Source organism: Kitasatospora sp. NPDC096140 (genome assembly GCF_040303045.1).
In the GTDB taxonomy this organism is placed as follows: domain Bacteria; phylum Actinomycetota; class Actinomycetes; order Streptomycetales; family Streptomycetaceae; genus Kitasatospora.
The window spans coordinates 1-3325 of record NZ_JBEOUW010000105.1 but is presented as its reverse complement, the minus strand read 5'-3'; the positions used below and the strand labels follow the sequence as shown (position 1 = coordinate 3325).

At 69.1% G+C, this 3325-nt stretch carries 3 protein-coding genes and 1 pseudogene; 3 read left to right on the top strand and 1 reads right to left on the bottom strand.

Annotated features, from left to right (window positions below):
• A pseudogene (locus ABT048_RS41575) lies at nucleotides 1-86 on the top strand (IS5/IS1182 family transposase); the annotation flags it as partial.
• Between the two features lie 48 nt (nucleotides 87-134).
• Nucleotides 135-563 (top strand): DUF4240 domain-containing protein, encoded by a 429-nt coding sequence (locus ABT048_RS41570; protein WP_350526849.1) that lies wholly within the window; start codon nucleotides 135-137, stop codon nucleotides 561-563.
• Between the two features lie 643 nt (nucleotides 564-1206).
• Here ABT048_RS41570 and ABT048_RS41565 read toward each other — a convergent pair.
• Nucleotides 1207-2097: an NmrA/HSCARG family protein gene (locus ABT048_RS41565; RefSeq protein ID WP_350526850.1), complete on the bottom strand. Its 891-nt coding sequence runs from the start codon at nucleotides 2095-2097 to the stop codon at nucleotides 1207-1209.
• Between the two features lie 140 nt (nucleotides 2098-2237).
• On the opposite strand from ABT048_RS41565, the gene ABT048_RS41560 reads away from it, so the two are divergent.
• The gene (locus ABT048_RS41560) at nucleotides 2238-3023 is read left to right on the top strand and encodes an AraC family transcriptional regulator (RefSeq protein WP_350526848.1); all 786 of its coding nucleotides are present in this window, start codon (nucleotides 2238-2240) and stop codon (nucleotides 3021-3023) included.
• Nucleotides 3024-3325: the final 302 nt, after the last annotated feature.

The following is a 3325-nucleotide window of genomic DNA, read 5'->3' as shown; positions in this document are numbered from 1 at the left end:
GGCGGATCTTCCGCCACGCCCGGTGCAGCCCGAACTGGCTTACGTCAGCAGCCAAAGCCGTCCTCACCCTGGAGCTTCAACGCTGAAAGAGCTCAGTGGTCGGAAGTGTCCGTCCGCTGCGTCATGCTCCCAGCGTGAACGAAGACGCCTTCTGGCAGCTCATCGAAGACTGCAGGCCCGCAGGACCTGACTCGGAGGCCGAACTCCTCGCCGCCAACATCACTGAGCGCCTCGCCCGGTCGCCGTTGTCGCTGGTCACAGGCTTCGCGGAACAACTGTCCTGGGTGCTCTACCAATTGGACCGCAAGGAGTACGGACAAGACCTGTCGGGAGACGCCTTCCTGTACACGCGGGCCGCGGTCGTCGCCGCCGGCCGCGCGGTATTCGGCAGAGTTCTGCAGGACGCTTCCGCCTTCGCCCCGTTCGTCATCGACCACATCTGGGCCGAGAGCCTGCTTTACGTGCCGGACCGTGCTTACGAACGCATCACCGGTGAGGAGTGGGGCCGCGACACGCGCTACTCCTTCGAGTCGTACTCGAACGCCGAGGGCTGGGCCGGCTGAGCGCCGGACAGAGACGAATGCTGCCGGGCGCTCTTCACCGAAGAGGGTGAGGATCCCGGCCTTTCCGGCCGTCGGGCATGTCTGCCCTGCTGTTCCGGCCTGAGGGTTCTTCACTGGGGGTGGGCTGCGAGGGCGATGGGGTAGTGGTCCGGGCGGGAGATCCCGGCGTCGACCGTGCGGATGGCTCGGGCGAGCAATCCGCGCCGCCCGGCCGCTCGGCCGGCCAGGCCGCCAGGCCCGACGACTCCCGGTCGGGCAGCAGGTCCACCGGCCGGCGGGTCTCGGCACCCGTGCTCCGGCTCACCGACACCCCGAACACCCCGGCCAGCCGGGCATCGGCCCGCCAGGCCGGTGCCAGGCCGACCGAGGCGAGCGTCGACCGCAGGCGCTCGGTCCACCGGCCGTGGCGTCGCGTCAGCCCTTCGATCGGCTCGACGAAAGTCCGCCCCGGGTCGACCAGCGCCCGAACCCCGGACATCTGTGCCCCGCCGCCGCGGCCTTGACCCTCACGTTCACCGACTCCACGTCCACGTCGACATTCACCAGCCGCTCCTGCCCCGGGCCGGTGCCGGCACCGGGACCTCGGACAGTTGTTGGACTTCCGGCCTGCCGTAGGCGGAAAAGGTGAACGCTCGCCGGAGGCTCAGGAACCAGCCACGTTTGCGGGCGCGGTCCAGCCGGTAGCTCGGATCCACTCGACCAGGTCCAGGGTGGCCGGCTCGATCGAGCGCACCACCGTGAGGTCCGAAGGGTCTTCCCTCGCCTTCGCGAACTCGCGGAACATCGCCTTGTCGAGGTCGTTGGGAAGCACGCTCAACGGGAGGGCCTCGTACCGTGCCGGGAGCCCGGCGTGCGCGCCGAACGCCTCGGCGATCTGGGGGCCCGTCAGCTCGTCGCCGACGAGCTCGACGACTCCGCCGGTCGCCACCGCGGTGTCGAGCAGGAGCGCGGCGGCGACCCGGCCGATGTCCCGGACCGAGATCATCTTCAGGGCGACGTCCTCCGGCAGCGGCATCCTCAGCACGATCTCCCCATGCTCCAGGCTCGGTGCCATCACGCTCGCGAAGTTCTCCATGAAGGCGGTCGCGCGAACCACCGAGGCCCTGAGGCCGGACTGCCTCAGGTGCTCCTCGATCGACTGCTTCGAGTCGTGGTGCGGCACACCCGACTCCCGGTCCGCCCCGAAGACCGAGTTGAACACGACGTGCGGGACGCCCGCCTCAACTGCCGCGTCGACGAGCGCGGTACCGATGCGGATCTCCGCCTCGACCTCTTCGAGGCTGTTCGCTTCCGGGGTCATGAAGGAGAACCCCCCGACCGTCGCCAGCGCGGCGGTCAGCGACGCCGGGTCGTCGGCCCGGACGGCCGCCAGCTCGACGCCGCGGGCGGCCAGCGCCCGAGCCCGGTCGGACTGCGGGTTGCGAACCAGAGCCCGCACCCGCGCGTTGTGGTCCAGCAGCGCGTCGACCACCGCCCCGCCCTGTTGCCCCGTCGCGCCGAAAACGGCGATCGTGCCGGTCGTCCGGGTGTTCATCGCTGCCACCGCTTCACCAGCGGTCTCAAGCTTGATCTGTTGTGACATGTCTCCACGATGCGGTCTGCGGTGCCAGGCGCACCACCGGTATCACGCCAGGATCTTCCGATAACCCGCCAGCGGCGGGTAGCCTCGATCGCGTGTCCGACCCCCGCGGCGAGCCGAGCTTCTGCACCGACGATGTGCCGTTGTCGGCGCCGCTGGCCCATGGCGCCGACGTGGCCGCGCACTTCCACGACTACGGCCAGCTCCGCTACGCCGCGCGTGGGGCCCTGATCACAGCGACCCAGGTGGGCACCTGGGTGGCGCCGGCCAGTCGGATCATGTGGGTGCCGCCCTTCGCGGTGCACAGCAGCAAGGCGTACGGCGAGACGGACATCCGGGTGCTGTCGCTGCCTGTGACGCTGACTGGACAACTGCCGGCCGAGCCGTCGGTCTTCGTGGCGAGCGCGTTGCTGCGCGAGGCCTATCTGGTGCTGATGAGCGAGGGCGAGCCGCTGGAGAGCCCCCGTTCGCGGCTGCTGATCGACGTCGTACTCGCCGAGCTCGCCCGCGCCGCACAGGAGCCGCTGCGCCTCCCGGAGCCGAGCGACCGGCGTCTCAAGGCGGTCACCGACCTGCTCCATGCGGACCCGGCAAGCCCGGCGACGCTGGCCGAGCTGGGCCACCGCACCGGCACCGGCGAACGCACCCTGAGCCGACTGTTCGGCAGCGAGCTGTCGATGAGCTTCCGCCACTGGCGCACCCTGCTGCGCATCCAACGGGCGCTGATCGAGCTCAGCGACGGTGCCTCGGTCACCGACACGGCGATCCGGTTGGGCTGGTCGAACCCCGGCAGCTTCATCGACGCCTTCACCGAACTGGTCGGTCAGACACCGGGGGGCTACCGCTCGTCGGCTCGGTCCTCCCGCAGCTCCCATGGGTGAGAGGGGTGACTCCCTCCTTCACCACCCAGAGCGCCCGCCAGCTGACGGCGGCCGACCCAAGCGGTTCTGATCCACAGAAGTGATCCTGTTGGTGATCTTCACGAGCGACGAGTTCGAGTCCCGTCGCTCAGTTGTTGGCACAGGTGCTGGAAGCGGGTGGTTTGGCCTCGTTGAGGATCGGTTGATCTGGCGTCGTCGTGGTGCTGACTGAGAAAGTGTTGGGTAATTGATCAACTTCATGGCGTGATCCACTGGTGGTGATCTTTGCGTTGCCCTGTCCGCGAAGATCACCGCCATGTGTG

Bases quoted from the DNA above. Each gene is read 5' to 3' on its own strand.
- ABT048_RS41565 (WP_350526850.1), bottom strand. From the start codon at position 2,097: ATGAACACCCGGACGACCGGCACGATCGCCGTTTTCGGCGCGACGGGG.